Source organism: Vibrio sp. R-1 (assembly GCF_035615595.1).
Classification (GTDB): Bacteria; Pseudomonadota; Gammaproteobacteria; order Enterobacterales; family Vibrionaceae; genus Vibrio; species Vibrio cholerae.
Genome location: NZ_WPDC01000289.1, coordinates 1 through 550, shown reverse-complemented (window position 1 = coordinate 550; position 550 = coordinate 1). Strand labels below are relative to the sequence as shown.

Annotated in this window: 1 protein-coding gene; it reads left to right on the top strand. The window is 39.1% G+C overall.

Going from position 1 to position 550, the window contains the following annotated elements; all coding sequences use genetic code 11:
- Positions 1–17: 17 nt before the first annotated feature.
- Positions 18–550: hypothetical protein (locus GOU96_RS18170; protein WP_324702115.1), on the top strand; the 533-nt coding region annotated here is incomplete at its 3' end.

The following is a 550-nucleotide window of genomic DNA, read 5'->3' as shown; positions in this document are numbered from 1 at the left end:
CATTTTAAGGTTCATCCATGTTTATAGTTTCTAGAAACGAAAATGAGGTAGAGTTTGCAGACGCAGAGTTTTCTTACGTCTCAGAAGTATTAAAGCCTATAGACGCTTCACTTTCTAAGCTCAACTATGAGATTTCCAAAGCAGATGTATGGGAAGTTGGTTGCTTATGTGATAAAGGCGAATACCTGATAGGACTAGGTTTTTGTATCATGCAACGGTATATGTTTGACGTACTTATGGACGTAAATCTTAAACCCTTAGAAGCTAGAAAATTAGGTCCTTGCAGTTCTTTCGGTGAGCCTGTTGCCGAGCTTATACATACTGCTGCGAATTACTGGAAACATGAACCTGAGTGGCATATCTGGTTAGAAAAACTGAGCAAACAATCGCAAGAAACTATTGATAGAGTTCTGCATCATAGGGATTCAGCCCATTACCCTTTATCTGATCTGCTGGCAGACTTAAATAATAGCTCGGATTTAACCCTTCTTGGTTGTCTGCCATATCTAATTGATTGGCGAAAAGCTGTGTTTGAGTACACCGAAAAAAA